Annotated in this window: 23 protein-coding genes and 1 pseudogene; 10 read left to right on the plus strand and 14 right to left on the minus strand. The window is 68.5% G+C overall.

Going from position 1 to position 19,962, the window contains the following annotated elements:
- Nucleotides 1-202: 202 nt before the first annotated feature.
- Nucleotides 203-691 (minus strand): glutathione peroxidase, encoded by a 489-nt coding sequence (locus A5787_RS18510; RefSeq protein WP_066969589.1) that lies wholly within the window; start codon nt 689-691, stop codon nt 203-205.
- Between the two features lie 22 nt (nt 692-713).
- Complete coding sequence (locus A5787_RS18515; protein ID WP_066969591.1) at nt 714-1,067, minus strand: VOC family protein; 354 nt, start codon at nt 1,065-1,067, stop codon at nt 714-716.
- 38 nt (nt 1,068-1,105) lie between these two features.
- On the opposite strand from A5787_RS18515, the gene A5787_RS18520 reads away from it, so the two are divergent.
- The gene (locus A5787_RS18520) at nt 1,106-1,372 is read left to right on the plus strand and encodes a YdeI/OmpD-associated family protein (RefSeq protein WP_066969593.1); all 267 of its coding nucleotides are present in this window, start codon (nt 1,106-1,108) and stop codon (nt 1,370-1,372) included.
- 22 nt (nt 1,373-1,394) lie between these two features.
- On the opposite strand, the gene A5787_RS18525 is transcribed toward A5787_RS18520, so the two are convergent.
- The 4 genes and pseudogenes from A5787_RS18525 to A5787_RS18540 form a co-directional block, all read right to left on the minus strand.
- Nucleotides 1,395-1,712, minus strand: a complete 318-nt coding sequence (locus A5787_RS18525; protein ID WP_066969595.1) for a GNAT family N-acetyltransferase — start codon at nt 1,710-1,712, stop codon at nt 1,395-1,397.
- A pseudogene (locus tag A5787_RS18530) lies at nt 1,699-2,693 on the minus strand (pirin family protein). Before A5787_RS18530 ends, A5787_RS18525 begins: the two are co-directional and overlap by 14 nt.
- 29 nt (nt 2,694-2,722) lie before the next feature.
- Entirely contained in the window at nt 2,723-4,105 is a 1,383-nt protein-coding gene (locus A5787_RS18535) for an acyl-CoA dehydrogenase family protein (RefSeq protein ID WP_066969601.1), read from the minus strand.
- 73 nt (nt 4,106-4,178) lie between these two features.
- Nucleotides 4,179-4,595 carry a WhiB family transcriptional regulator gene (locus A5787_RS18540; protein WP_066969603.1) on the minus strand — a complete coding sequence of 139 codons (417 nt, stop codon included), beginning with the start codon at nt 4,593-4,595 and terminating at the stop codon, nt 4,179-4,181.
- 144 nt (nt 4,596-4,739) lie between these two features.
- On the opposite strand from A5787_RS18540, the gene A5787_RS18545 reads away from it, so the two are divergent.
- From A5787_RS18545 to A5787_RS18570, 6 genes are all read left to right on the plus strand, one after another.
- On the plus strand, nt 4,740-5,504 hold the full coding sequence (locus tag A5787_RS18545; RefSeq protein ID WP_066969605.1) for a helix-turn-helix domain-containing protein: 765 nt from the start codon (nt 4,740-4,742) through the stop codon (nt 5,502-5,504).
- On the plus strand, nt 5,501-6,313 hold the full coding sequence (locus A5787_RS18550; RefSeq protein ID WP_066969607.1) for a C40 family peptidase: 813 nt from the start codon (nt 5,501-5,503) through the stop codon (nt 6,311-6,313). Before A5787_RS18545 ends, A5787_RS18550 begins: the two co-directional genes overlap by 4 nt.
- 11 nt (nt 6,314-6,324) lie before the next feature.
- Complete coding sequence (locus tag A5787_RS18555) at nt 6,325-6,687, plus strand: DUF4226 domain-containing protein (RefSeq protein ID WP_066969659.1); 363 nt, start codon at nt 6,325-6,327, stop codon at nt 6,685-6,687.
- Nucleotides 6,688-6,789: 102 nt separating this feature from the next.
- Nucleotides 6,790-8,199, plus strand: coding sequence for a DUF4226 domain-containing protein (locus A5787_RS18560; RefSeq protein ID WP_066969609.1), 1,410 nt, complete (start codon nt 6,790-6,792; stop codon nt 8,197-8,199).
- 55 nt (nt 8,200-8,254) lie between these two features.
- Nucleotides 8,255-8,572, plus strand: a complete 318-nt coding sequence (locus tag A5787_RS18565; RefSeq protein ID WP_066969611.1) for an ESX-1 secretion-associated protein — start codon at nt 8,255-8,257, stop codon at nt 8,570-8,572.
- Nucleotides 8,569-8,871: a DUF2694 family protein gene (locus A5787_RS18570; protein WP_066969613.1), complete on the plus strand. Its 303-nt coding sequence runs from the start codon at nt 8,569-8,571 to the stop codon at nt 8,869-8,871. The genes A5787_RS18565 and A5787_RS18570 overlap by 4 nt, the downstream gene beginning before the upstream one ends.
- Here A5787_RS18570 and A5787_RS27800 read toward each other — a convergent pair.
- A complete protein-coding gene (locus A5787_RS27800; RefSeq protein WP_167670485.1) occupies nt 8,868-9,011 on the minus strand; it encodes a hypothetical protein in 144 nt (47 codons plus the stop codon). The two genes, A5787_RS18570 and A5787_RS27800, sit on opposite strands and share 4 nt — an antisense overlap.
- 82 nt (nt 9,012-9,093) lie before the next feature.
- Between A5787_RS27800 and A5787_RS18575 the strand changes: the two genes are divergently transcribed.
- Complete coding sequence (locus A5787_RS18575; protein ID WP_066969615.1) at nt 9,094-10,305, plus strand: DUF5631 domain-containing protein; 1,212 nt, start codon at nt 9,094-9,096, stop codon at nt 10,303-10,305.
- A 5-nt stretch (nt 10,306-10,310) separates the two neighbouring features.
- Here the strand turns inward: A5787_RS18575 and A5787_RS18580 are convergent, their stop codons facing one another.
- Together A5787_RS18580 and A5787_RS18585 are read right to left on the minus strand one after the other, a co-directional pair.
- Nucleotides 10,311-11,066 carry a TIGR03084 family metal-binding protein gene (locus A5787_RS18580; RefSeq protein WP_156764016.1) on the minus strand — a complete coding sequence of 252 codons (756 nt, stop codon included), beginning with the start codon at nt 11,064-11,066 and terminating at the stop codon, nt 10,311-10,313.
- 28 nt (nt 11,067-11,094) lie between these two features.
- Nucleotides 11,095-12,414: an MFS transporter gene (locus A5787_RS18585; protein ID WP_231994049.1), complete on the minus strand. Its 1,320-nt coding sequence runs from the start codon at nt 12,412-12,414 to the stop codon at nt 11,095-11,097.
- Between the two features lie 81 nt (nt 12,415-12,495).
- Between A5787_RS18585 and A5787_RS18590 the strand changes: the two genes are divergently transcribed.
- Nucleotides 12,496-13,098 carry a YqgE/AlgH family protein gene (locus A5787_RS18590; RefSeq protein ID WP_156764015.1) on the plus strand — a complete coding sequence of 201 codons (603 nt, stop codon included), beginning with the start codon at nt 12,496-12,498 and terminating at the stop codon, nt 13,096-13,098.
- On the opposite strand, the gene A5787_RS18595 is transcribed toward A5787_RS18590, so the two are convergent.
- From A5787_RS18595 to A5787_RS18605, 3 genes are read right to left on the minus strand one after another with little or no spacing between them, the layout of a single operon-like run.
- Entirely contained in the window at nt 13,095-14,114 is a 1,020-nt protein-coding gene (locus A5787_RS18595) for a bile acid:sodium symporter family protein (protein ID WP_066969623.1), read from the minus strand. The genes A5787_RS18590 and A5787_RS18595 overlap by 4 nt on opposite strands.
- Before the next feature lie 32 nt (nt 14,115-14,146).
- Nucleotides 14,147-14,494, minus strand: a complete 348-nt coding sequence (locus A5787_RS18600) for a hypothetical protein (RefSeq protein WP_066969625.1) — start codon at nt 14,492-14,494, stop codon at nt 14,147-14,149.
- 55 nt (nt 14,495-14,549) lie between these two features.
- Nucleotides 14,550-15,617, minus strand: a complete 1,068-nt coding sequence (locus tag A5787_RS18605) for an LpqN/LpqT family lipoprotein (RefSeq protein ID WP_066969661.1) — start codon at nt 15,615-15,617, stop codon at nt 14,550-14,552.
- 177 nt (nt 15,618-15,794) lie between these two features.
- Here A5787_RS18605 and leuS point away from each other — a divergent pair, with 177 nt between their 5' ends.
- A complete protein-coding gene (gene leuS / locus A5787_RS18610; protein WP_066969627.1) occupies nt 15,795-18,695 on the plus strand; it encodes a leucine--tRNA ligase in 2,901 nt (966 codons plus the stop codon).
- Here the strand turns inward: leuS and A5787_RS18615 are convergent.
- Complete coding sequence (locus tag A5787_RS18615) at nt 18,692-19,363, minus strand: SDR family oxidoreductase (protein ID WP_066969629.1); 672 nt, start codon at nt 19,361-19,363, stop codon at nt 18,692-18,694. The two genes, leuS and A5787_RS18615, sit on opposite strands and share 4 nt — an antisense overlap.
- Nucleotides 19,364-19,422: 59 nt before the next feature.
- Nucleotides 19,423-19,920 carry a MarR family winged helix-turn-helix transcriptional regulator gene (locus A5787_RS18620; protein ID WP_066969631.1) on the minus strand — a complete coding sequence of 166 codons (498 nt, stop codon included), beginning with the start codon at nt 19,918-19,920 and terminating at the stop codon, nt 19,423-19,425.
- Between the last annotated feature and the right edge of the window lie 42 nt (nt 19,921-19,962).

Raw genomic sequence — 19,962 nt, forward strand, 5'->3', positions numbered from 1 at the left:
ATGAGGACACCTCGCGATCACTGGGCTGTCCTCTATGTCGGGAGACATCCGTCCTCTATGTCAATGAATCACAGACCCCTTCGCCCACCGCTGAGCGGTTCCACGAACTGCCGGCCTAGAGGCCACGAACTCCAAAGAGTTCGTGGCCTTTACGTTTCCGTTCGGTTGGGGCACTACGTGCGGGTGATGATCGACCCGAGATTCACCGGGCAACCACGGCCTCGACGGCGTCGATCACCTCGGGGGCGTCGGGTTCCGTCCGGGGACGAAACCGACGGACCACCGCACCGTCTGGGCTGATCAGAAACTTCTCGAAGTTCCATTGAATGTCGCCCGCCGAGCCGTCGGAGTCGACGGTTTTGGTCAGCTCGGCGTACAGCGGATGGCGGTCTTCGCCGTTGACGTCGGTCTTGGCCAGCAACGGAAAGGTCACCCCGTACGTCGTCGAGCAGAACTGCTGGATCTCCTCGGCCGTGCCCGGTTCCTGGCCCATGAACTGGTTGCATGGAACGCCGACGACCGTCAGGCCGCGTTCGCGATAGTCCCGCGCGAGCTTCTCCAACGCGGTGTACTGCGGAGTCAGGCCGCACTTGGAGGCCACGTTCACGATCAGCGTTGCGCCGCTGGACAATTCGGCCAGCGTCGTCGCGTTGCCGTCGAGGGTGGTCAGGGCGATGTCTTTGAGGGTCACTCCGACGACGCTAACACTTGTTTCACCGGGCCAGCGGGCTGTAGAACACCAGGCCGTTGCCCTTGTTGTCGTAGACCACCGCGCGCCGCTCGTGCGCGTCGTCGTACGGGCCTTTCACGATGCCGCCACCACTGGCCTCGACGGCCTTGGCGGCGGCGTCGACGTCGGCGGCCTTGATCCCGACCACGACCTGCCCAGGGATGGGGTGGTCCACCGCGGTCGCCAGCGCGAGGGTGACCGCCCCGCCGTCGAGCGCCGCGAAGTGGGCCCCATCGCGGAACTTCAGCGGCATTCCCAGGGTCTCGCTATAGAGCCGGATCGACCCGTCCAGGTCGTCGGTCGACAAGACAACCATCCGCACTTCGTGCTCGCTCACTGCTGCCTCCTCGGGCTGGATCGCCTTACCCTAGCCCGGTGAGCAGCAACCGAGTCCCCGGCGGAGTGGTCCACAGATTGCCGGCAGACCTGCGTGAGGCGCTGACGGCCAACTCGACGGCGTTGGCCGCCTGGCTGGACATCACGCCCTTGGCGCGCAACGAGTTCATCTGCTGGGTCGAGGACGCCAAACAAGACACGACCCGAAAGCGGCGCATTCGCCGAACCCAGGAGGAGCTAGAGGAAGGCAAGCGCCGGCCGTGCTGCTGGCCCGGGTGCAAGCACCGCGAGCGCACCGGCAGGTAGGTGAGGCCGGCTAGGGCTGCACCTACCGATCGACGTCGGGAGTGACGGGGTCGGTGATGTCATCGAACTCGGGGTGTTTCTTGAGCACCGTGACCACCATCGAGCACACCGGAACGATGCGCTTGCCCTCATCGCGAGTCGCGTTCAACGCCTCCTCCACGAGGATGGTGGCCAGGCCTCGGCCGCCGTACGCCGGGTCGATCTCGGTGTGGTGGAAGACGCGCTGATCGCCACGATCGTAGAAGTCGGCGAGGCCGACGGGCTTGCCCTCGACGGAGATGGTGTAGCGACCCTCCTCCGCGGTCACGGTGGCCGGGGCGCCGGTCTTATCGGCGGTCATGTGTGCTCCCTTCTAAGCGGTACTCGGTCGAGGCCGCAGCCGGGTGGCCGGCAGCGGCGGGGCGGGCAGTCGCGCGACCACACCCTGGTAGCCCGAAACGGTGCCGAAACGGTCGTCGCCGTCCTCCCACAGTCGGCGGTAGCCGACGATGTCGTCGTGACTGCGCCCGACGAAGTTCCACCACATCACCAACTGTTCGCCAAACGGTGTCCCGCCCAGTAGCAGCATCCGTGCCGGTCGGTCACCGAGGTTGCGCACGTGCAGCGTCGAATGGCCCGCTCCTTGGTAGCCGAGGTCGGCGAGCGCCAGGGTAGTCCCGCCCAGCGCGACGGGCCCCGAGTCGCAGAGCAGGCCGTGTTCGAAGGCCGGATCGACCTCGATGTCCAGCGCGGCGTTCGGCTCCAGGTCGAGCTGCGCGCCCAGCAGCGGCGTGAACGTGCGCACCGGCGAGCTGCTGCCGGCCAGCTCCCCGAGAAACACGCGCGCCACCGCGCCCGGCAGCGAAATCGGCGGGGGCGCATAGTTGGCGAAGTCGCGTCCGGTGTCGCGGTGGGAATCGGGCAGCGCGACCCACAACTGAACCCCGTGCAACGCGGCGTCCGGGCCGATCGACACCTCGGAGTGACAAATACCCGCGCCCGCGGTCATCAGGTTCAGCTCGCCCGGCCGGACCAACGCGCGGACTCCGGCGCTATCTCGGTGCTCCACTCCCCCGCCGAACAACCAACTCACGGTTTGCAATCCGGTGTGTGGATGAGGGGGGACGTCCATGCGCGTGGGCGCGGGGCCGTCGGGGAGGCCATAGTGGTCGATGAAGCACCAGGCACCGACCAGCGAGCGTTGCCGTTGCGGAAGCGTGCGCTGCACCCGCATCGCCCTCGGCCCGCCCAGCGGAACCTCGCGCGGATGTAACACCTCGACACCGGCGGCGCCCGACGCGCTGCAAGCGACTTCGACCGGCGCGGTCTCGAGGTTGCTCACCGGCCCGACGTTACGCCCCGTGGCAGGCTTCACCTGCCCGGCGGCCGCAGCACCTTCATCGCCAGCCGCATGACCGGCTCGGGGACGCGGTCCTGCATCGACAGCGCGGCGTCGGCGGCGCGGGATCGCAGCGGGGTGCCGCGACCGAAGATCCGGTTCAGCGGGCCGCCCGTCGGCTCGATCACCACATGCAGCGGCGGGGTGCCCACCGCGGCGCCCAGCGCATTGGAGATGACCATCCGCTGAATCTCGCTGGTGCCCTCAAAGATGGTGTACAGCTTGGCATCCCGATACCACTTCTCCACCGGGTGGTCCGTGATGTAACCCCAGCCGCCCATCGTCTGGATGGCCCGTTCGGTCGCCTTCACCGCGACCTCGCTGGCGGCGAACTTCGACATCGAGCCCTCGCCGCGCTCAAACGGGACGTTGTTGGCCGCCATCCAGGAGGCGCGCCAGGTTAGGAGCCGGGCGGCGTCGATCTCGGTGGCCAGTTCCGCCAGCGGAAACGCGATGCCCTGGTTGTCGATGATCGGGCCGCCGAAGGCTTCTCGTTCCGTGGCGTACCACGTCGCGTATTCCAATGCGGCGCGGGCGATCCCGATCGCCTGGGCGGCGACCATCGGGCGGGTCTGCTCGAAGGTGCCCAACGTAGCCGAGCCCGACCGCTGTCCGCCGGCCACCACCTCGCGTGCTTTGGCGAGCTTGTGTTCGAGCTTCTCTTCTCCACCAAGCAGATTGGCTCCCGGAACGCGCACCCCCTCGAACAGCAATTCGGCGGTGTGCGACGCACGGCAACCCAGCTTGTCGAGCTTTCGAACCAGTTTCAGCCCCGGCGTGCCGCCTGGCACAACGAACAGCGCCTGACCGCGGTGCCCGAGTTCCTCATCGACGACCGCGTTGACCACATGCACATTGGCGATGCCGCCGTTGCCGATCCACATCTTGTGGCCATCGATGATCCAGTCGTCACCGTCGCGGCGCGCGCGGGTACGCAGATTCCGGACGTCGCTGCCGCCCTCGGGCTCGGAGATCGCCAGGGCGGCGAGCTTGATATCGCCTGGGGTTCCGAAACATTCGGGTGCCCACTCGAGCATTTGCTCCGGCGACGCGGCCTGACCGATCGCCGACAACGCCAGCGCGGGCATGACGATCGCCAATCCGATTCCGGCGCAGCCCCAGAAGAGCTCCTCCATGAACATCGGTAGCGAAATGCCGGTCGGGTCACCGATGAGGTCGCGGTAGAAAAGCGGACTGTAGAAGCCGCGCTGGGCGGCCTCCTCCAGCACCGCCCAGGGAAATTCCTGGCGCTGGTCGTAATGGAGCGCCACGGGGCGGATCACCTCTTCGGCGAACTCGTGGGTGCGCCGGGCCAGGTCGTGTTGCGCTGCCGTCGGTGTCAGGTCGAATGTCATAGATCCGCCTCGGGGTGGACAGACTCGATCGTGCCAAGCCGGTCTACCCCGTCGGCCGGGTCAGCAAACGAGGTCAGGCGGCGGAACGGGGGCCCACGTGTGCGGTCGGCAGATGCAACACCACCGCGGCGACGGGAACCGCGTCGTGCTCGTGCCGCGCCAACAGCGCCGCGTTCTCGGGCAGCTGTCGTGAGTTGATCTCGCCGGCGGCGATCCGGCGCAGCACGTCGTGGGCGCGGGCGAGTTGTTCGCGCTTGCGGTACTGGCCGCCGGGCAGTTTGACGCCGGCCCAGACGCCGTACTCCTCGCGGTGTGCGATCGCGTGCTGGGCGCAGCGTCGCTGCTGGGCCAGCGGGCAGCGCCGCAGGCACTGGATCCGCGCCTCGGTGGCGGACAGCTCGTAGGCGCGCGCCTTCGCCGCGCCGTCACCACCGTCGTCGTCGGGATAGCCGAACCACAATTCCGGGTTGGCTGCGCAGGGGTGCCCCATATCGGTCTCCTTCTCCAGCGGTGAAACGTAGGCAAAAGCGTATACACATGTGGCTGGTGCGCGCAAGAGAAACGTGACAAAAACGTATATCCGCTGCATGGAGGTGCGCCGTGTGTACTATCCGGCCTATGGCCGGAGCGTGCGGTGAGCCGTGAATCGGCCGGCGCGGCCATCCGCGCACTGCGCGAGTCACGCGACTGGTCGCTGGCAGAGCTGGCCGCCGCGACGGGCGTCAGCATCATGGGACTGAGCTTTTTGGAGCGCGGCGCCCGCAAGCCGCACAAAAGCACAGTTCAGAAGGTCGAGAACGGGCTCGGCCTACCGCCGGGCACCTACTCTCGGCTGCTGGTGGCCGCCGACCCGGACGCCGAGCTGGCCCGGCTGATGGCCGCGCAGCCGGTCGACACGAGGCCCTCGAGGGCCCCCGGCGCGGTGGTGGTGGACCGGCACAGCGACACGGAAGTCCTGGAAGGTTACGCCGAAGCCCAACTCGATGCCCTCAAATCCGTCATCGATCGGCTGCCGGCGACGACATCAAACGAATATGAGACGTATATTCTGTCTGTGATCGCTCAATGCGTGAAGGCGGAGATGCTCGCCGCCAGCTCCTGGCGGGTCGCCGTCAATGCCGGCGCCGACTCGACGGGCCGGCTCATGGAGCATCTGCAGGCACTCGAGGCGACGCGCACGGCGCTGCTGGAGCGGATGCCCACCAGTCTGAGCGCGCGCTTCGATCGCGCGTGCGTGCAGTCGTCGTTGCCGGAGACGATCATCGCGGCCCTGGTCGGTGTCGGCACCGACGACATGTGGGACATCCGCAACCGGGGCGCGATTCCTCCGGGGGCGCTCCCCCGCGTCCGCGCCTTCGCCGAGGCGGTCGAGTCGACGAGCCGCGAGCGGGCGCAATGAACGAAAGCGAAATCGAAGTGTTGAGCAGCGCCCATCGACTGTTCGCCGGCGACGCGAGGCAGCCGACGCTGGATGCCGGTTCAACGCAGTACCGCGAATCGCTGGCCCGCGCGGCCGCCCTGAATGACACTGTGGCACAAGGCCATTACGAGCTGACGGCGGACCGCGGCCGGCGGCGGATGCTCTCGGCGGCCCGCACGGATGCCGCGGCCGCCGGCGTGCTGGCCAGCGCACGCCAGGATCGGGCCCGGGCGCGTGAGCTGACAAAATCCCTCGTCGACGAGGCCCGCGCCGACGCCACCGTGACCCCGATGACCCCGATGGCCCAGCGCGAGGCGATGCGCCGCAGCGTCGCCCGACTGCGCGCGCAGCGGGCCCACGTCGTGTCGGCCCGGCTCAAGGCGCGACGGCACTCCGCGGCGCTGCGGGCGATGCGCTACCGATTGACTCACCACCGCGGTCCGGGGGCGTCGACGCCGAACCTTGCCGCCGTGCGCGCGGCCTTGTCGCGACTGGGACGCCCCTACGTCTGGGGCGCAACCGGACCCGACCAGTTCGACTGCTCCGGGCTGGTTCAGTGGTCCTACGCGCAGGCGGGCGTTCACCTGGGCCGCACCACCTATCAGCAGATCAACGACGGGGTTCCGGTGCCCCGCTCGCTGATCCGACCGGGCGACCTCGTCTTCCCACACGCCGGACACGTTCAGATGGCGATCGGCAACAACCTGGTCGTCGAAGCGCCCTACTCGGGCGCGTCAGTGCGAATCAGTCGGCTGGGCAGCAACATTGCGATTCGGCGGCCGCTATGACGAATGAATCCATGCCAGAACAAGCCGGACCCTCGCTGGGCGCCATCCAGGCGCGGCAGTCGGCGCTGGCCGGCCGGCACGGCACCGCCTCCGAGGCCGACCGCGTGCTGGCCGAGGTGCTCGCCAGCGCTCATGCCGCCACCCGTGACAGCGTCGGGCGACTCGACGCGATCGCCGAGGAGATCGACCGCGCCGCCCTGCAGCGCGGGGGACTGGCCGCCGATACCCGCATGGGGGCGCGCGAATTGCAGAGATTTCTGGTGGACAAACAACGCGAGATCGCGCGCGTCGTGTCCGATGCCCGCGAGCTCGGCCGCACGAAAAGGGCTGTCCTGGAAGGGCTGCGCGCGCAGTACGTTCTCCCCGCGGGCTAGAGCGACGCGCGCCGACTCGTCGGTGCACAGGCGCGGCGGGGTGAATTGTCTGCGGGAAGCTGCCTGGGTACTGTCGCCCGGCATGAAGGGGCCGCGACATCGATGTCGACGTATGACGAGCTGATCAACGCGATCACCTACGTCCGGGAGCGCACCGGCGATCCGAACGGGTGGCAGACGGGCTTGGCGCCGGACGAGGTGGCTGCGGTCATGACCCCGACCACCCGGCCGGAAACACTCGATGCGATCGTGCGCAAGATCCGCCAACAGCATTCGAGCCTGTTCGGCACCGCGGCGCCGGGCGGTCCGCCCGCCGGGCCGCCGCCGGGCACGCCCGATCCCGACCGCGGGCAGGGCCAGGCCGCCGAGGCCATGACAGATGCCGAAGCGGCTCTGGCACATCAGAATTCGGCTAGCTCTCAGCTCGACATGCAGGTGATCAACGCCATCCTCAACGCCCACCTGAACGCCGTTGAGGGCAGAGAAGCGCTGAACAAGTTGCAGCGGGAAACCGAAGTTGCCGTCCTGTCGCGGTCGGACCTCGACACCCCGGCCGGGGCGCGCGATTTCCAGCGGTTCCTGATCGGCAAGCTCAAGGACATTCGCGCGGTCGTCCTGAACGCGAGCCTGGATGACACGTCGAAATCGGCGCTGATGGCTGCCTGGACGTCGCTGTACGATGCCTCCCAGCACGGCCCCGACGAGCGTCCGGCCGCGGCCGCCGTCCCGGTTGCCGCACCCGCCGGCGCCACCGCCCCCGAGCCCGTCGACGATCCCGACATGGACCCGCTGCTGGATTCGATGTTGGCAGAGGACCCCGGGCCGCCGACCGATCTCCCCGCACCGTCCCCGGCGGCGAGCGCCGCGGCTCCTGCGGCGCCGGCTGTGCCGACGGTCCCGCCGACGCCGGCCATACCCGGCTTCGGCGGGGCGCCGATACCGGGCGGTACGGGCGGCCTCCCGCTACCCGGCCTGCAGGACATCGGCGAGGAGAGGCCGTTGGGATCCCATCACCCCGACCCCGGCGACGGTCCCGACGAATCTGACGGCGACGACGAGCACGACGAGGCCCACGCAGAGGACGTCGCAACCGACCAATCCGATTCGCCACCGGTGGGTCCTACGGCGGTGACCCTGCCCGACGGCGATACGGTAACGGCCGCCAGCCCACAGCTGGCCGCGGCGATCAAAGCCGCCGTCGGTGGGACATCGATCCCAGATGCGTTCCATCAGCAGGGAATTACCCTTCCCCCACCGGGAACGGCGGTGCCCAATCCCATCGACCCGCTGCAAGCCGCACCCGGCGACATCGGCATCCTCACCGATCGTCATGCGCTCGCCCTCGGCCATGAAAAAGCCCTTCTCGACGGCCAGATTCAGCGCATCGCCACCGTCAGCGGGCCGAACTTCCTAGGCTGGGAGCATCCACCGGCGGTGAGCGCGCCCGCGAGCCCGCCGGTAGAGCCGCACACACCGACACCCACAGGGCCGGCGGCCACGTCGACCACCTGACAATAGTGATGGCCCCGCCCTCCCCCGGCGGTGCACCGAGTAGGAGAGAGAGCAGATGGCAGAACCAATCCGTGTGGTGCCCGCGCACTTACGCGAAGCCGCTGCGCGTCACCAGGAGACCTCCGATTACCTGCGCACCGTTCCGTCTTCGCATGCGGCGATCCAGGAAAGCCTGGACTCGCTGGGGCCCATCTTCGGCGAACTGCGCGACGCCGGACGCGAACTGCTCGAGCTGCGGCGCCAGTGCTACGAACAACAAGCCGACGAGCACGCCGACATGGCGGAGAGACTCAGCGCGTCGGCGGCCATGTGGGAAGAGCACGAGCAAGACGCGGCACGAAATTTCGGCGGCATCGTTGACGGGGGTCGGTGACGGACGCCAATCCCGCCTTCGACACCGTGCACCCGAGCGGGCACATCCTGGTGCGCTCTTGCCGCGGCGGGTATATGCACAGCGTCGCGCTGAGTGAAGAGGCGATGGAAACCGACGCCGAAACCCTGGCGCACGGAATCTTGTTGACCGCCGAGGTGTCCTGCCTCAAAGCGCTGCTGGAAGTTCGCAACGAGATCGTGGCGGCCGGCCATACCCCGTCGATGGAGGTTCCCAGCCCGCACGACCTCGATGCGGCGATCGAAAAGCTGCTGGCGCACAAGTTGCGGCGCCGCGCCTAAACCAACCAGGTCTTGGCGCTGTCGGGATCGGGAGCGATGTCCGTGGGCGGCTCGACGGGATTGGGGCCGAACAACTCTCGCGCGCGGGCCAGCAGAGCGCGCACCTCGTCGAGTTGCTGCTGCAGCGCAGAATCAGCCATGTCCCCACGCTACCCAGCTCGTCGCAGCAGCACAATTCACCGACCGAATAGACGACCCGGCGGATCCCGGTAGGCTTAGCCAGTGGCGATCTTCGGTCGAATAACGGCGCGCCAGCGCCTCCGGAGAGCTACCCGGGAATCGCTAGCGATTCCAGCCTTCAGCTCTCCCGTGGACTGCACCCCGTGGGTGACGGGCGGGCTTTGGCCTGCCGAATTGTCCACGACCCGCGCCGAAACCGCCACTCTCGCAGAGTATCTGAGGGACGACCTGCAGCGCATCACGCGAAGCGCCAACGACCAGCTCAGGAAAATCCAGCTAGCCGGCATGCCCGAATTCGTCCGACGGGCAGAGGAAGCCAGGGTCATCGAGGAGGCCCGGGCGCGTGCCGTGCGGCGGGTCGAGTCGGCGATTCGCCATGCCCACGCCGTGCAGCCCGGGCCGCCCCCCGAACGGGAACGCCCGGACCACGCCGAGAGTTTTGACGGCGCCGATCTCGAGGCGACGCAAATCATCCCCGTGGTCAGCGACGCTGCCGCTGACCCTCAGGAAGCCGCCGAGGAGGACGAGACCGAGGCTTCCGAGGGCCGCCACCGGGCCTCCGACGAGGCCCCCACCGCCCCGCCACCCGAGCCCACTGAACAAAACCCAGCCCCCGCGGGGGCAACCGAATCCGACGACGAGCGCCTGCAGCGCCTGCTCGCGTTCGTGGTCCATCAAGAGCCGCGCCTGAATTGGGCGATCGGCGATCGCCCCGACGGCAGCACCGTGCTCGTCACCGACTTCGCCCATGGCTGGATACCGCCGGGCATCGCGCTTCCCGAGGGCGTGCGGTTATTGGAACCGGAGCGACGTACCGGCAAGGTCTCGGCGCTGGTCGGCGAGACCCTGCGCACCCGCACCTACGCCCCCGGTGATTCCCTGGGCTGGCTCGATGACTTCGCCGAGACGGCGGCGTCGGCGCGGGCCCGCGAGCTGCCCGCGGCACACGATCTCGGCTGGGAGTTGAGCCAGGCCACGCATTGGCGGGACGGATTGCCGCGGATGGTGCACACGTTGGCCCGGGCCGCGGCCGCCGGAACCGGCGTCGCGGAAGAAGAGATCGACTTGCTCCGGGTGCATCTCGATACGGCGCGCTATCAGCTCTTGATCCAGTATCCGAACCCCGACCCCGGGCTCTTCCTCAACTGCCTGCTGCTGGCCGCCACCGAAGGCGTCGTGACCGGGGATATGGTGTCGGCGAACTACCACCTCGCCTGGTTTCACAAGCTCAACGAGCCGACGGGTGCTCCGTAGGCCAGTTATCGACCGGGGCCGGGTGGCCCGGCGAAGGCTTGAGCGATCTCGAGCCACCGCTGCGCGTCCGGACCGTCCGCCGTAATGTCCAGCGCGCCCAGCGGACGCCGCTGGGTCACCAGGAAACAGAAGTCCTCGGCGGAGCCCGTGACCCGCTGGGCGGCATCCGGCGGGCCCCAGGACCAGGTGTCGCCGCCGGGCCCGCGCAGCTCGACGAGGAACGGGTCGGTCGGCGGACCCAGGTTGTTGATGATGAATGCGTAGTCGCGGGTGCGCACCCCGATGTGTGCGATCGACCGGAGGCGCTCGGTGGCGCGTCGTTTGACGCCGAGGGCGTCGGCGACGTCGAGCCCGTGCGCCCACGTTTCCATCAGCCGGGCCGTCGCCATTGATGCAGCACTCATCGGTGGCCCGAACCACGGCAGCTTGCGGCCGTCGGGCACGGCCAGCAGCGCCTCGTGCAGCCGCGCGCGGGTGGCCCGCCAATCGGCGAGCAGTTCGGCCGGTGCCACGGCGGCCAGCTCCTCGGCGCCCGTGTCCACGAAACCGGTCGGATCGGCCTGGGCAGCCGCCAACACCTCGGCGAATCCCGCCTCGTCGGTGACGGCCGTCAGCGCGACCCGGTCGGTCCACAGCAGGTGCCCGATCTGGTGGGCAACGGTCCAGCCCGGCGCCGGCGTCGGATCCGCCCACCCGTCGGACGGCAGTGGCGCCACCAGCGCGTCGAGGTCGTCGCTTTCGGCGCGCAGGTCGGCCACCATCGGCTCGGCAGCGGTCACGGTATGTACCTTAGCGACTGCTGAGCGGCTGCCCGCGACGCCCGATGACGCTGTGCATCGCGAGCCCGATCAAATACAGCACCGACCCGAAGAGCACAAACACCGGCGCGCGCCCGTCGTCGGGAATCAAGATGGCGGACACCGTGATCGCGACGATGAACGCCATCCAGAACAGCGCATCCTGCACCGCGAACACGTGTCCGCGCAGCGCGTCGTCGACATCCATCTGCATCGCGGAGTCGGCGCACAGCTTCACCATCTGACCGGCCACGCCGAGGCAAAAACCGCACACCACCATCACCGGGACACGCAGCAGGGCACCGGGGATCTGGACGAGCGCGGCCGCGACCAGCGCACCGTTCGCCGTGGCGTAGCGGCCCCAACGGCGAACCGCCGACGGCGTCAACACGTTGGCCAAGAAGGCCCCGAGACCGGAAGCGGCGAAGAACACCAGCGCGATGCCCAGGCCCCCGGTCGCGGGACCGCGCAGGTGGTGCACCAGCAGCAGCATCACCAGCGAGTTGATCCCGACCACCATCCGATGAGAGGCCAGGGCCGACAAGGTGGCAGCGACGGTGGGGCTCTGCACCACCGTGCGGGCGCCATGCAGCCAGCCGGTGATCACCGCGTACACGGCCGATCCGTGGATCGCGCGTTTGGTGTCGTCCGGGCCCAGCACCCGGGAGCCGAATCGCAACGACAAGAGCAACGCGATCGAAACGGGAATGGCCGTGATGAAGATGATCACCGAGGCGCCCTCGTCGCCGGCACCGGCGAAGAAGCGCGGCACCAGCATGAAATTGGCGCCCAGGAAGGCCGCGACGGCACCGGACGCAGTGGCAACAGAGTTCATCGTCACCACCTGCTCGCGCGGCACGACGTGGGGCAGGGATGCCGACAGCCCCGACGCGACAAACCGGGCCAAGCCGTTGGCGAACAGCGCCGCGATCAGCAGCGGCAGATCGCCGGCGCGTACCGCCAGAATGGTGCCGATTCCCGCGATGAGGACCAGGCGGCCCGTCGTCGCGCCCACCAGCACCAGCCGTCGATCCCAGCGGTCCATCAGCGCGCCGGCGAAGGGCCCCAGCAACGAGTAGGGCAAGAACAGCACCGTGAACGCGCGCGCGATCGCCATCGGATCGGCGGCGCGATCCGGGTTGAACAACAGCGCCCCGGCCAGCCCCGCCTGAAACAGCCCATCGCCGAACTGACTCGCCATGCGCACCTGCAGCAGCCGCCAGAAATCCGGCAAACCGCGCACCGACCGCCAAAGTTCGGCGGATGCGCGTGAGTGCGTCCGGAGTTGAATCACAGAACCGACTTCCAGGATTGGGTTTCACCAACAGTACAAATATTCCGGCGCCACGCTCGATTAACACAGGCCGCGAAGCGAAGATGCGATGATGGTGTGATGCCGCCGGAAGACCCCGAAGACTACATCGCACCCGCCGCGCAGCGGGTTCGCGCGGGCACTCTCCTGCTTGCCAATACGGATCTCCTCGAACCCACGTTTCGGCGCAGCGTGATCTACATCGTCGAGCACAACGACGGCGGCACACTGGGCGTCGTGCTCAACCGCTCCAGCGAGACCGCGGTGTACAACGTGTTGCCGCAGTGGGCAAAACTGTCGGCCAAACCCAAGACCATGTTCATCGGTGGGCCGGTCAAGCGCGACTCGGCCCTTTGTCTCGCGGCGCTGCGCTTCGGCGCCGATCCGCAAGGGGTACCGGGCCTGCGGCATGTGGACGGCCGGATAGTGATGGTCGATCTGGACGCCGAGCCCGACCTGATCGCCCCGCTGGTGGAGGGGGTGCGCATCTTCGCCGGGTACTCCGGCTGGACCATCGGCCAGCTCGAGGGTGAGATCGAGCGCGACGACTGGATTGTGTTGTCCGCGTTGCCATCCGACGTTCTGGTTGGGCCGAGGGCCGACCTCTGGGGGCAGGTGCTGCGTCGCCAGCCGCTGCCGCTTTCCCTGCTCGCGACCCACCCGATCGACGTGAGCCGAAACTAGGGCCCCTCCCCCGCTTCCGGGCTGCCGACCGTACGCGCCGAAGGCGCCTCGTCAGCCCGCCGCGCAAGCCTGCTGGCGATCAGCGCGCAGACCACCAATTGGATCTGATGAAAGATCATCAGCGGCAACATGGTCAAACCGACTGTGGCCGCTGGAAATAGCACCAGCGCCATCGGAAGTCCGGACGCCATACTCTTTTTCGACCCACAGAACAGCAAGACGATCGCATCGCCGCGGTCCAGCCGGGCCAGCCGGCCGGTGGCGGTGGTCGCGGCCAGTACTGCCGCGAGCAATACCGTGGCGACGATGGTCACCCCGATCAAGCGCGACACATCGACGCTGACCCAGACCCCCTTGACCACGCCCATCGCGAACGCGGTGTACACCACCAGCAGGACGGATCCGCGATCCACCACCTTCACCGACGCCGCGTGCCGGGCGATTGTCCCGCCGAGCCACGGCCGCGTCAGCTGGCCCGCCGCGAACGGCAGCAACAGCTGCAGCATGATGTCGCGGATGGCGGTGCCGTCCACGCGCGGCGCACCGCTGGTCGTCATCAACAGCACCACGAGGAGCGGCGTGAGCACCACACCGAGGATGTTGGACAACGACGCGCTGACGATGGCCGCCGACACGTGGCCCCGCGCGATCGAGGTGAACGCGACGGACGACTGCACCGTCGACGGGACGAGGCAAAGAAACAGCAGCCCGTTGTAGAGATCGATGGTCAGCACCGACGGCACCAGCGCCCGGGCCGCCAAGCCCAGCAGCGGAAATATCACAAACGTCGTGGCCAGCACGAGCAGATGCAGCCGCCATTGACGCACACCGTGCCAGGCTTGTTGGGGCGACAGCCGGGTGCCGTACAGGAAGAACAACAGCGCGATCGCCGCTTTCGCGGCGACGGACACCACGTCGGCGGCCCGGCCGTGGGCCGGGACAAGGGCGGCGAGGGCCACGGTCGCCGCCAGCGCCAGTAGAAACGAGTCGACCGGGATCGCGGACAGCCGCTTCACCAGGACGGCTCGACCGGCGGGCCGCGATCGGATCAGTGGCAGGACTGCGTGCAGACGCCGCAGCTGCCGGCGCAACCGGCCGGCACCGCTTCCCGGCTCAGCGCGAAGCGCGCGCTTTGCCACGACCCGGTGGCCAGCGTCCCGAACGCACCGGCGACACAGACGATCAGCACCACCAGCGCGGTGTTAGGGGAGGCGGCCAGGGCCACCGTCCCGCCGGCGGCCAGCATCACCGCGGCCGCCAACTGGGTGGGCGCCATGGCGCGCAGCGCGAGCTGGGCGATGGCGCCGTCAGCGGCCTGATTGTGAGCGAGCGACCAGGTCCCGAACCCGGCGCAGGCCACCGCCGCACACATGCACACCAACCCCGCGATCAACATGGCCTCACAATACGAGCCCGGCCACGCGCCCGCGCGTCGGGCTTGACGGGGCCCGTTAGTGCTGCAGGAACGAGAAGTTCGGCAGCGGCGGCAGCCCGGGCACCATCGTCAGGAGATTGGGCGCCGGCCGGCCGGCGGCCGCCGGGTAGGGCGTCGTGGCCGGCTGGGCGGGAAGCCCGACCGGCGCCGCCGCCGGCGTCTGCGCGGGAACACCCACCGGCTGCGGGGGAAGCGCAACCGGCGCCGCCGCTTGCCCGGGAAGCCCGACCGGGGACGCACCGGGCCCTTGGGCGGGGGCGCCGGGAGCGGTCACCCGGAAACCGTTGACGATGGCGTCGGTGGCCGGGGCATCCGCGACCGCCACCGCACGATCGGTGGTCACCGACAGCGACACCAGGTACTTGTCGCGCCCGGATGTCGCGATGACGTGGCGGCGGGAGGTATTGAGCAGCATGTCGCCGTCGCGGTAAGTGCCCTCGATCACCGACGACGGGAAGCCGCCGAAGTCAGCCATCGTGCCGTTGGTGGTCTGCCACGCGAGCAGTTGCTGGCTGTCGACGAAGCCGTGGGTGATGGCCTCTTTCGGATCGAAGTTGCCCACCAGCTTGTACACCACCACCTGCGCGTTTGACGTGTAGACGCTGGCCCCGCCCCGGTCGGCGATCACCGCGAACGCGTCGGGCACATTCGGGTCGGGCACCTGGGTCCAGCGAGGGGGAACCGGCAGCGTGATGTCGAGTGCCTTGAATCCCTGGGGCTTCTGCGCCTCGAGCTTGACGCCCTTCGACTGCAGGTAGTCGCGAAGCGTGCCCGCAACGGCGGGAGTCTGCGCCGGAACCGCCGGTGCGACCGCGGCGGGCGCGGGTGCTGCGGGCGTGGCAGCGGCATTCGACGGCGCAAACGGATTGGCCGCCGGGGGAGTGGCGAGCACCCGGTTGCCGGGCAGTTGCCCGGGGGCGGCGATGGCGTTCTGCGGGGCGGGCGCCGCGACGACCGGTGCGGGCTGCGGCGCGGGAACCACGGGATCGGCCGATGCGGTGGCGCCCGCGAACGCCGTGACACCGATCCCGCCGGCGACCAGACCCCCGGCGAGTACCCGCAACGTACGGGTGATCTGAATCATCTGCGTGATCCTTCCCAACGGCTCGGCCACGTGGTTAGAGGCCGACTGTAACCACAGGTCAAATGCGCTGAACAGGGCCGAAACCGACCTGGGATGAAGCTCTGATCGGTGCGCAACTGAACCGAGACCAACCTGTGGCCGGCGGGGACGGCGCGGCGGTCCTTATACCCTGTTCAGGTGACCGAATCACCGACCACCGTTTCCGGCGCCGCCGCGCCGGACTCCGATGCGCCGCCGCATCGCTACACCGCGGCGCTGGCGGGCCGGATCGAAAGCGCGTGGCAGGAGAACTGGGCAAAGCTCGGGACATTCAACGTGGCCAACCCGGTAGGGGACCTGGCTCCGACCGACGGGACGCAAATACCCGCCGACAAGCTGTTCGTGCAGGACATGTTCCCCTACCCGTCGGGCGACGGATTGCACGTCGGCCACCCGTTGGGATACATCGCCACCGACGTCTACGCCCGGTACTTCCGGATGACCGGCCGTAATGTCTTGCACGCGTTGGGCTTTGATGCCTTCGGGCTGCCGGCCGAGCAATACGCGGTGCAAACCGGGACGCACCCGCGCACCAGGACCGAGGCCAACATCGTCAACTTCAGGCGCCAGCTGGGTCGGCTGGGCCTCGGCCACGACAGCCGGCGCAGCTTCTCGACCACCGACGTCGAGTTCTACAAGTGGACCCAGTGGATCTTCCTGCAGATCTACAACGCCTGGTTCGACACCGCCGCCAACAAGGCGCGCCCGATCGGCGAGTTGATCGCCGAGTTCGATTCCGGCGCCCGTCGTCTCGACGATGGACGGGACTGGGCCGGTCTGTCGCCGGGGGAGCGGGCCGACGTGATCGACGGCCACCGACTGGTCTACCGGGCCGACTCGATGGTGAATTGGTGCCCCGGGCTGGGCACCGTGCTGGCCAACGAAGAGGTCACCGCCGACGGCCGCAGCGACCGAGGCAACTTCCCGGTATTTCGCAAACGACTGCGGCAGTGGATGATGCGCATCACCGCCTACGCCGACCGGCTGCTCGACGACCTCGAGCTGCTGGATTGGCCCGATCAGGTAAAGACCATGCAGCGCAACTGGATTGGTCGCTCGACGGGCGCGCAGGCGCTGTTCTCGGCGAACAAGAACGACGGCGATGCGGTCGATATCGAGGTGTTCACCACCCGGCCCGACACGCTGTTTGGTGCGACGTACCTGGTGCTGGCCCCCGAACACGACCTGGTCGACGACCTGGTCGGCGCCGCCTGGCCCGACGGCACCGACTCGCGCTGGACGTACGGTGCCGCCACGCCGGCCGAGGCCGTCGCCGCCTACCGCCGTGCGATCGGCGCGAAGTCAGACCTCGAACGCCAGGAGAGCCGGGAGAAGACGGGCGTTTTCCTAGGCGGCTACGCCACCAACCCGGCCAACGGAAAACCGGTGCCCATCTTCATCGCCGATTATGTGCTGGCCGGCTACGGCACGGGGGCGATCATGGCGGTCCCGGGCCATGACCAGCGTGACTGGGACTTCGCCCGGGAATTGGGCCTGCCGATCGTGGAAGTCATTGCGGGCGGCGATATTACGCAGGCCGCCCACACCGACGACGGTGTGCTGGTCAACTCCGGCTACCTCGACGGAATGGATGTGGCGGCCGCCAAGCAAGCGATCACCGGCCGCCTTCAGGCCGAGGGACGAGGGCGCGCGCGCATCGAATTCAAGCTGCGTGACTGGCTTTTCGCGAGGCAGAGGTACTGGGGCGAGCCCTTCCCGATCGTCTACGACGGCGATGGGCGCCCGCACGCGCTCGACGAGGCCGCGCTGCCCGTCGAGTTGCCCGACGTCCGCGACTACTCGCCGGTGCTGTTCGACCCGGACGACGCCGACAGCGAACCCTCGCCGCCGTTGGCCAAGGCGACCGAGTGGGTGCACGTCGAGCTCGATCTGGGCGACGGCCTGAAGCCCTACACCCGCGACACCAACGTGATGCCGCAGTGGGCCGGCAGCTCCTGGTACGAACTGCGCTACACCGATCCGCACAATTCAGAGCGGTTCTGCGCCAAGGAAAACGAGGCCTACTGGATGGGCCCGCGGCCGGCCGAGCACGGCCCGCAGGACCCCGGTGGTGTCGACCTGTACGTCGGAGGCGCCGAACACGCGGTGCTGCACCTGTTGTACGCGAGGTTTTGGCACAAGGTGCTCTACGACCTGGGCCACGTCAGTTCGCTCGAGCCGTATCGCCGGCTCATCAACCAGGGCTACATCCAGGCGTTCGCCTACACCGACCCGCGCGGGTCGTATGTGCCGGCGGACGAGGTGATCGAACGCGGCGGCAGGTTCTTCTACCCGGGTCCCGACGGCGAGATCGAAGTGTCCCAGGAGTTCGGGAAAATCGGTAAGAGCCTCAAGAACTCGGTGTCGCCCGACGAAATCTGCGACGAGTACGGCGCGGACACGCTGCGGGTGTACGAGATGTCGATGGGCCCCCTGGAGGCGTCTCGCCCGTGGGCCACCAAGGACGTCGTGGGCGCGCACCGCTTCCTGCAGCGGGTGTGGCGGCTGGTGATCGACGAGCACACCGGAGAAACGCGGGTGGCCGACGACGCTGGCCATCAACCGCCGGACACCGGCACGCTGCGCGCGCTGCACCGCACCATCGCGGGTGTCTCCGAAGACTATGCGGCACTGCGCAATAACACCGCCGCGGCGAAGCTGATCGAGTACACCAACCACCTCACCAAAGAGCACCGCGACGCGGCGCCGCGCGCGGCGGTCGAGCCGCTGGTACTCATGCTGGCACCGCTCGCCCCGCACATGGCCGAAGAGCTGTGGTCACGGCTGGGCCACAGCACCCCGCTGGCGCACGGGCCATTCCCGGTGGCGGATCCCGCTTATCTCGTCGAAGACACCGTGGAATACCCGGTGCAGGTGAACGGGAAGGTGCGCGGTCGAGTGGTGGTGGCCGCCAACGCCGACGAGGACGCGCTGAAAGCCGCGGCCATGGCCGACGACAAGGTCCAGGCGTTCCTCGCCGGCGCCACTCCGCGCAAGGTGATCGTCGTCCCCGGCCGGCTGGTCAACCTGGTTGTCTAGCGGCGCGACGGCCGGAGGATGACTTCGTACACGTGACCGTCGGGCGGCGTGGCGATCGCGTTGGCGACCGCCGCCGCGACCGTCTCCGGTCGCAGGAAGTCGGCCGCGTCGTAATGTCCCCCTTCGAACGCGACGAGCTCGCGTTGCATCTCGGTGTCGGTACGGCCGGGGTAGATCGTGGTGACGCGCAGTTCCGGCTCGTCCTCGCGCAACGAGTCCGCGAAGGCCCGCACCGCGAACTTGCTCGCCGAATACGAGGCCATGCTCGGCGAAACTGCGCGCCCCGCACCGGAATTGATGAACACCACCTGGCCCCTGGCGCGTCGCAGCGCCGGCAGCAACGCCAGCGTCAGTTCCACGACCCCGAAAACGTTCACCGCGAAGGTGGCGCGCCACTCGTCCACGTTGGATTCGGCGACGCGCCCGGGGATGGATACCCCCGCGTTGTGCACCAACACGTCGAGCTCGTCGACGATTTCGCAGCTGGCCTCGATCTCGTCGGTGTTGGTCAAGTCCAGCGGAAAAGTGGTGGCGCCGAGCCGTTCCGCGACGGCGTCGAGCCGATCGGAGGGCCTGCCCGCCAGTAGCAGGGTGTGCGTTTCCGAGAGCGCTGTGGCGATGGCGGATCCGATACCGCCGCTCGCGCCGGTGATGAGTGCGGTGGGCATGGCTCTAGACTACGGGAGTCCTGTGGGCGCTTCCCAATTTCCTTGCGGACCAGTCGCTTTCAGGCCTGCTTGCGTGCCGGTGGCTCTCCCGCCGGGCCCGACTCCCCGGAGGCGAGGCGGTCCAGCGGCGCCAGCGCCTTCATCAGCGTGTTCAGATCGGACTCGGGGAGCTGACCGAGCATCGCGGCCAGCGCGGCGTGCCGGTTGGCCAGGGATTCCGCGTGCACGGCTCGTCCTCGCGGCGTGATGTCGACCAGCACCGCGCGTAGGTCGGACGGATCGCGCGAGCGTTTCACCAGCCCGATCTTCTCCAGTCGGCGGATCGCCACGGTCGTGGTTGGCGTCCGTACCCGTTCGTGCGCGGCCAGGTCGGTCATTCGGATGGGGCCCTGATCGAGCAGGGTGATGAGGATGGACAACTGCGCCAGGGTCAGCTCGCCGGCGACGACGCCGCTCGGGTCCCCGCGGCGAAGGATCGAAAACAATTTGGACAGCGCACGGTGCAACCCTTCCGCAAGCTCTTTTACCTCGGGTGCGGTGGATTCGCTGTCCGCCATAAGTCGGCAGTCTAACCCGATATGGGTGGCGTACAAGGTAGC

It is taken from the genome of Mycobacterium sp. 852002-50816_SCH5313054-b, from assembly GCF_001667185.1.
Classification (GTDB): domain Bacteria; phylum Actinomycetota; class Actinomycetes; order Mycobacteriales; family Mycobacteriaceae; genus Mycobacterium.